The following is a 6,897-nucleotide window of genomic DNA, read 5'->3' on the forward strand; positions in this document are numbered from 1 at the left end:
TGGCGCACCTTGGTGCGCCTGAAGGCGGCTGCAAAGCCGCCTCTTCTTTGGCTTCCCAACCTTCCCGTAATTAACCACCTTATTTTGTGAGGCATTTCATAAACCGATGAAATAAGCGTCACGAAAGCGTCAAACGAATGAAATTTTCCATCCATCTGGTACTATAGCGCTCATTATCCAGCCATATTTTCTTTTTTAGCGGGCCGAAGTAATGACCAATAATCCAACCCAATTAACCTTGTTACAGGACGATATCCGTCGTCGCTACGAGACGCTGAGTAAACGCCTGAAGCAAGTAGCTCGTTATATTCTTGATAACAGCAACAGTATCGCCTTCGACACCGTGGCTTCTATCGCGCAACAAGCTGATGTGCCGCCCTCCACGCTGATCCGCTTTGCCAATGCGTTTGGCTTCAGCGGCTTCAACGAAATGAAACAGGTTTTCCGTCAGCATCTGATGGAAGAGACCGTGAACTACACCGAGCGCGCACGCCTGTTCCGCCAGACAGCCACGGACGACAGCGCCAGCTCTCCTGAGAGCCCAGTTGAAATCCTTAACGTCTTCACCATGGTGAACAGCCAGGCATTGCAACAGTTGGCGATGCAGGTGAATCCTGACCAGCTGAATAAAGCCGTGAAGATGCTTAATGAAGCGGAAAACATCTACATTATTGGTCTGCGCCGTTCATTTAGCGTTGCATCTTATCTGGTGTATGCGTTGCGCCATCTGGAGCGCAGAGCCTTCCTGATTGACGGCCTCGGCGGCATGTTTACCGAGCAGTTGAGCATGGTGAACCCAAAAGACGTGGTGATTGCAATCAGCTACTCCCCGTATGCTCGTGAAGCGGTGGAATTAGTCGAGCTGGGTGCCAAACGTGGCGCACACCTCATCGCCATCACCGACAGCCAGGTGAGCCCGCTCGCCGCCTTCAGCGATGTGTGCTTTGTGGTGCGTGAAGCTCAGGTGGATGGCTTCCGTTCACAGGTTGCCTCTCTCTGCCTGGCGCAAACGCTGGCCGTCTCTTTAGCGCTGAATAACACCACTACCGGCGAGTGACTTAGCCGGGCGTGATGCATACAAAAGGGCAGCCATTTGGCTGCCCTTTTTACATCTGCGTCATACTGTGTCTGCCTGGTGCGCATCAATGCGCACCCACGGAAACGGCACAACGAGCAGGTTACTTGCTGCGCGGATACTGGTCGCTGTTCACCCAGGCGTGATCTTTCTCCCAGGTAAATTTCCACAGACGCACCGGACCGGCCATCACGTTCAGATAGTAGTTATCGTACCCCGCGATAGTGGCCACCGGGTGATAGCCACGCGGCACGGTCACGACATCGCGGTTATACGGCGCCATGCACTCATCGAGTGAACGGTCGTCGGTGTAAACGCGCTGCATGGCGAAGCCGGGTTCTGGATCGAAACGGTGATAATAGGTTTCTTCCAGATAGGTTTCGTCCGGGCTGGTTTTCTGGTCATGCTTATGGCTCGGGTACGAACTGGTCGCACCCTCGTCGGTATACACTTCCACCACCAGCAAACTATCGGCTTCTTTGTTGTCCGGCAGAATGTTGTGCACCAGGCGCTGGTTGCGCCCTTTGCCTCGATGCTCCACACCGACATCTTCCGGCGCAATCAAGCGCGCCGGTAGGTTACCCTTGCTCGGTGCATTACAGACAGCCAGCTCCAGATCGCTATCCGCGTAGACTTCCACTTCATCGTTGTGCGGCACGTAAACTGAGTAAGGCGGAATACGCTCGAACGGTGACAGACGTTTGCCGAGGTTCGGGAACTCCGCGTGACGGGTTTTCACCGACGCGAATCCGGCCACCAGCACCAGGCACAGCTCCTTATCGCCACTGCTCAGTTTCAGGCTTTGGCCCTTCTTCAGCAGATAGGCATCAAAACCGACGTACTCCCAGCCTGCACTTTCAGGCGTCACATGCTGAATACGACCGTTGCTGTCTGGCTGCTGCACTTTCGAAATCAGAGACATCCTCTTCCTCCTGTTTGCGCGAGATTAGCCCAGCGTTGGCATGCTGAACTCAGAAACCGTTTGCTGACCGCTCGGCCAACGCACAGTCGCCGTTTTCATGCGGGTGTAGAAGCGCACACCATCTGGACCATGCACATTCAGGGCACCAAACACCGAACGTTTCCAGCCGCCGAAGCTGTGGAAGGCCATTGGCACCGGCACCGGTACGTTGACACCCACCATGCCCGCTTCCACGTTCTGGACGAATTCACGTGCAGTATGGCCGTTGCTGGTGAAGATCGCGCTGCCGTTACCGAATTCATGGCTATTCACCAGTTTCAGTGCGCTATCGAAATCCGTCGCACGCATGATGCTCAACACCGGTCCGAAGATCTCTTCGCGCCAGATCACCATGTCAGGCGTCACGTTATCAAACAGGGTACCGCCAACGTAGTAACCTTCTTCATGGCCAGCCACTTTGATACCACGGCCATCCACCACCAGTTTCGCGCCTTCAGCTTCACCTTTGTCGATGTAGCCCAGCACTTTCTTCTGGTGCGCCGCAGAAACCACCGGCCCCATTTCGTTCTCTTCAGTCCCTTTCTGGATGCCAGGACCCACGCGCAACGCTTTGATCAGCGGCGTTAAACGCGCGATCAGTTTGTCTGCAGTGTCGTTGCCTACGGCAACCACTACAGGCAACGCCATGCAGCGTTCGCCAGCTGAGCCAAACGCGCCGCCCATAATGGCATTCACGGTGGCATCCAGATCGGCATCTGGCATCACGATAGCGTGGTTTTTCGCCGCACCAAACGCCTGAACACGTTTACCGTGGGCGCTGGCGGTTTTGTAGATGTGCTCAGCCACACCGGAAGAACCGACGAAGCTCACCGCTGCAATGCGCGGATCTTTGTACAGCTGTTCGGCATCTTCGTTGGAAGAGTGCACCACGTTGAACACGCCATCTGGCAGGCCCGCTTCTTTCAGCAGTTCCGCCATACGTACAGAGGCTGATGGGTCCAGCGCCGGTGGCTTCAGGATAAAGGTGTTACCGCAGGCCAGTGCGATAGGGAACATCCACAATGGCACCATTGCCGGGAAGTTGAATGGGGTGATACCGGCGACGACGCCCACCGGCTGCATCAGCGAGTAGCTGTCAACACCCGTTCCCACGCTTGGGGAGTTCTCACCTTTGATCAGGTGCGGAATACCGCAGGCAAACTCGATGACTTCGATACCGCGCGTCAGCTCGCCTAGCGCATCTGACCACACTTTTCCGTGCTCAGAGACAATCAGCGCAGCCAGCTCATCACGGTGTTTTTCCATCAGAGCTTTGAAGTTGAACATCACGCGGGCACGACGCAGCGGTGCAGTCTTCGACCATTCAGGGAACGCAGCGTGAGCGATTTCAATCGCTTTTTCGACTTCAGCAGAGGTGCTCTGGGTGAGTTCACGCACTACTTTGCCGGTGGCCGGATCGTATACCGGAATAGTTTCATTGCTGGCGCTGTGGGTAATCTTGCCGCCGATAAAGTTTCCTACGATAGTCATGTCGTTGCCTCTTTGATGTGAAGTTCCCTGCAGGCAGTCGATTAACACCGCAACGCCACCTGATCAGGCAATACGAAAAGCGTGCTATGAAGCTATTACAATGAAATAAATTTTTCAAATACTTCTTTTTGGAAAATTTCCTTTTAGCGGCATGGATCGCATTTTTTCTCTCTACGCTGCCATACGGGCGCAAACCCTGTTCCACAGGCGCTAAGCCCACCGACTCCTCCGCGAATGCTAACCCTCTGTGACAACACTGATTCCCCCGAAATCACGCCAGCCTGATACTACGCGAAACGAAATATGAAATTTTTGCGAGGGAGATCCAATATCTGATATTTCATAATTCACTAACAATGAAATAAATGTTCTCTTTGCAGCATCTTACCCGCATACTCTTACAGGAGCCGAATATGGCCATCGATCCAACCCGTTTCTGTATCAACCGTAAAATTGCGCCGGCCCTCTCGATTGAGGCCTTCTTCCAGTTGGTACAACGTCTGGGATTGAGCAAAGTCGAGCTGCGCAATGACATGACTGGCGGCAAAGTCACCGACGACCTGAGCGCATCCCAACTGCGGGCGTTGGCGGACAAGTACCATATTGAGATCGAGACCATTAACGCGCTTTATCCGTTCAACCGTCCTGATGAAGCGTTACTGGCGAAAGCCACGGCCCTGTTGCAAGAGGCGAAAGCCATTGGCGCTAAAGCGCTGGTGATGTGCCCATTGAATGAAGGCATCGCGATTTCGCCGGAACAGACACAGGAAGCGATGCAAAAGCTGGCGCCGCTGTTTGCTGAATATGGCATTCAAGGCTACGTGGAACCCTTGGGTTTCCCGGTGAGTTCGCTGCGTTCTGCGGTACTGACACAGAAATTAATCGCCCAGGCAGAGGTGCCGTTCAAACTGCTGCTGGATACGTTCCATCATCATTTGTATGAGAACGCTGAACAAGAATTTCCGCAGGAAATTGACGTAAACCGTATTGGTCTGGTGCATCTCTCTGGCGTGGAGGATACCCGCCCAACAGCAGAGTTGACCGATGAAGAACGCATTATGCTCAGCGACAGCGATGTGCTGAACAGCGTGGCGCAGGTGAAACGCCTGGAGATGCTCGGCTACAAAGGCATCTATGCATTTGAGCCGTTCTCGTCTGAGCTGGAAAAATGGGGCGCGAAAGAGATAGAACGCGAAATTCGCCGCAGCATTGAGTTGCTGCAAGCCTGAAACGAACCCTTATCTGTGTCTAAAACAAGACACTTTTGTTAGTGTTGGCCTCGGTCGGAGGCCTTTTTTTCATCCTCGTCTTGGTGTACCTAAATGCGCACCCTACGAAGATTTGTAGGGGCGCCATTTATGGCGACCAAACTACGCTCATTGTGCAACATTACGCATTCTCTTTAATCTCCACCCTCGCCTCCTCTGGCATGCGCTTCATCATGCGCAGTGTGCAAAACAGCGCTAAACACACCAGCAACGCGGTCAGCAGATACACCAGAGACACGCCGGCATAACTCATGATGAAACCCGCGATCGGTCCGGTGATACCCAGCGACAAATCCATAAACGCGGTGTAGGTCGCCAGTGCGCTGCCTTGGTTTTGCTGCGGCACCACTTTCACCGCCACCACGCCAATCGCCGGGAACACCAGCGAGAAACCCGCGCCTGTCAGGAAGGCACCCATCTTCGCCATCCAGGGATCGAAGGACCCAGCCACCAAAAACAGCCCCACCGCTTCCACCGCAAAGCAGATACTGGCCACGCGCAGGCCACCGAGCTTGTTAATTGAGTTGGGAAACAGCAGCCGCGTGCCGACAAAGGCCGCGCTGAACAACGTCAGTGCAAAGGCGGCACCATCCCAGCCTTTATCTTGATAAAACAGGGTGATAAAGGTGGCGATCACACCAAAGCCCGCCGAACCCATCGCCAGAATCAGGCCAAAACCGTAGATTTTCCCCAGCACATCGCGAAACGGCAGCGGTTTGGCTTTGCTGCCTTTGACCGGCGCACGCGGCAGAGCCAGCACAATTGCCAGCACACAGATGGCAATAATAATGCCAGAGAGCAGCAGCAAACCACCGCTGCGGAAGATCACTACGCCAAGTGGTGCACCAATCGCCATCGCGCCGTAAGTCACGATGCCGTTCCACGAAATCACCCGGCCAATGTGCAGCGAGCCCACGCGCGCCACGCCCCACAATGAGGTACCGGTGCCGGAGAAGCTCTGCCCGACGCCGAGGATCACACGCCCCAGACAGAGCAAAATCAGACTGAGCACGCCCTGACCTTCAGTGAGCGCGGAGAGCAAAATACAGATGCCGCTGATCAAGCAGCCCACCAATCCCAGCACCACCACTTTTTTCGGCCCCCACATGTCCGCATATCGACCGGCATGGGGACGGCTTAGCAGCGTGGCAATGTATTGCAGGCTGATAACCAGCCCCGCCCAGAAAGCGCTGTAACCCAATCCATCATGGACATAGCCGGGCAGTACAGCCAGCGGCAAGCCGATAGTCAGATAGCTGGCAAAGTTGAATTTGACGATAGAGAGGATCAGGAGATTAAGGCGAAGTCGGCCGTGTTCAGGGGCGGCGGCAGGCTGGTCAGGCATGAGTGATTGCGCTCGTGGGTGACGGAATTTTTGTATAGGAGACTAACTATACGCCTTTTCACGCGCGGTGCATCCGCAGAACGCCCTAATTTTTGGTCATCATTTCGTCATAACGCCCTCGTAAACTCGCCCGCAACGAAATCCCAAAGAGGATATACCCGTCATTCTTCACGTTGTCGCCTCGCTACAGCGCGAAGAATTTAGGGTATTGAGGAAATGTTATGACGCCCCTGATCTGCTGTCAGGCGCGCGCGCTTCAGTGCCACTCCTTTACCGGAGGTGGTCTGTGAAGCATGCCGTGCCTATCGAACTGAAAAACCTCAGATGGTCGGTGAACAACCTGACTATTCTGCACGATCTCTCCCTGACCATTCCCGCAGGCGAAATTCTTGCGCTGCTCGGCCCGAGCGGCTGTGGCAAAAGCACGCTATTGAAACTGCTGGCAGGCTTGCTGCAACCCACCGCAGGAGAGCTGTGGATTGGCGATCGCTGTGTTGCTTCTGCGCGTCACTGTGATGCCCCAGAAATGCGTAACCTCGGTATGGTGTTCCAGGATTACGCTCTGTGGCCGCACATGACCGTGGTGCAGAACGTGGCGTTTCCGCTGCGCATGCGCGGAATAAAAAAAGCCGCCGCCCAGCAACAGGCCGATGCCGCGCTCGCGCAGGTCGGTCTCGCCGATTTCGGCGATCGTAAACCAGCGTTGCTCTCGGGCGGACAGCAGCAGCGCGTGGCCCTGGCCCGCGCCCTGGTGGCC

At 54.9% G+C, this 6,897-nt stretch carries 6 protein-coding genes; 3 read left to right on the forward strand and 3 right to left on the reverse strand.

Annotated features, from left to right (window positions below):
- Positions 1–211 precede the first annotated feature (211 nt).
- Complete coding sequence (locus tag PSSD_RS04960; protein WP_039328419.1) at positions 212–1,057, forward strand: MurR/RpiR family transcriptional regulator; 846 nt, start codon at positions 212–214, stop codon at positions 1,055–1,057.
- A gap of 121 nt (positions 1,058–1,178) precedes the next feature.
- Here PSSD_RS04960 and iolB read toward each other — a convergent pair whose 3' ends face one another.
- Positions 1,179–1,997 carry a 5-deoxy-glucuronate isomerase gene (gene iolB, locus PSSD_RS04965; RefSeq protein WP_039328417.1) on the reverse strand — a complete coding sequence of 273 codons (819 nt, stop codon included), beginning with the start codon at positions 1,995–1,997 and terminating at the stop codon, positions 1,179–1,181.
- A gap of 24 nt (positions 1,998–2,021) precedes the next feature.
- The gene (locus tag PSSD_RS04970) at positions 2,022–3,527 is read right to left on the reverse strand and encodes a CoA-acylating methylmalonate-semialdehyde dehydrogenase (protein ID WP_058969773.1); all 1,506 of its coding nucleotides are present in this window, start codon (positions 3,525–3,527) and stop codon (positions 2,022–2,024) included.
- 413 nt (positions 3,528–3,940) lie between these two features.
- Between PSSD_RS04970 and PSSD_RS04975 the strand changes: the two genes are divergently transcribed.
- Positions 3,941–4,756, forward strand: a complete 816-nt coding sequence (locus PSSD_RS04975) for a TIM barrel protein (protein WP_039328414.1) — start codon at positions 3,941–3,943, stop codon at positions 4,754–4,756.
- A gap of 160 nt (positions 4,757–4,916) precedes the next feature.
- Here the strand turns inward: PSSD_RS04975 and PSSD_RS04980 are convergent, their stop codons facing one another.
- Positions 4,917–6,140, reverse strand: a complete 1,224-nt coding sequence (locus PSSD_RS04980) for an MFS transporter (protein WP_058969775.1) — start codon at positions 6,138–6,140, stop codon at positions 4,917–4,919.
- Between the two features lie 286 nt (positions 6,141–6,426).
- Here PSSD_RS04980 and PSSD_RS04985 point away from each other — a divergent pair.
- Positions 6,427–6,897 (forward strand): ABC transporter ATP-binding protein (locus PSSD_RS04985; RefSeq protein ID WP_153011408.1); only part of this gene is annotated, 471 nt, incomplete at its 3' end.

The organism is Type-D symbiont of Plautia stali (assembly GCF_001485335.1).
Taxonomy (GTDB): Bacteria; Pseudomonadota; Gammaproteobacteria; order Enterobacterales; family Enterobacteriaceae; genus Pantoea; species Pantoea vagans_C.

What these genes read in the sequence shown, in the direction of transcription:
- PSSD_RS04960 (WP_039328419.1), top strand. Translation starts at nt 212, where the DNA reads ATGACCAATAATCCAACCCAATTAACCTTGTTACAGGACGATATCCGT.
- iolB (WP_039328417.1), bottom strand. Translation starts at nt 1,997, where the DNA reads ATGTCTCTGATTTCGAAAGTGCAGCAGCCAGACAGCAACGGTCGTATT.
- PSSD_RS04970 (WP_058969773.1), bottom strand. Translation starts at nt 3,527, where the DNA reads ATGACTATCGTAGGAAACTTTATCGGCGGCAAGATTACCCACAGCGCC.
- PSSD_RS04975 (WP_039328414.1), top strand. Translation starts at nt 3,941, where the DNA reads ATGGCCATCGATCCAACCCGTTTCTGTATCAACCGTAAAATTGCGCCG.
- PSSD_RS04980 (WP_058969775.1), bottom strand. Translation starts at nt 6,140, where the DNA reads ATGCCTGACCAGCCTGCCGCCGCCCCTGAACACGGCCGACTTCGCCTT.